Genomic DNA, 255 nt, shown 5'->3' on the forward strand with positions numbered 1-255 from the left:
GTATTGAGCCAGTCCATGACTGTGTCGTCACAGGGAGCGTTGTCGTTGTCTTTGCAGGTTTCCCAGATGGACGTTTGGTTGACTGCTGCAAGGGTGACGACAGCCCAGATCTCGCCGGGATCGAGGGACGAGCCCTCGATTCCCGGCAGCGGGAGCTGTCCAATGAGATCTTCCGCTAGATCTTTCACGTCTGTGGCTGAAAGACAACCGTCTGGTTGAGGAATCGTGAACACATTCACTCAACCAGACATCTTC

1 pseudogene is annotated in these 255 nt (G+C 54.5%); it reads right to left on the bottom strand.

Annotation, left to right across the window (positions count from 1 at the left end):
* Positions 1-233 (bottom strand): annotated as a pseudogene (locus O2S87_RS19200) (ISH3 family transposase); the annotation flags it as partial.
* Positions 234-255: the final 22 nt, after the last annotated feature.

It is taken from the genome of Halohasta sp. A2 (assembly GCF_056175805.1).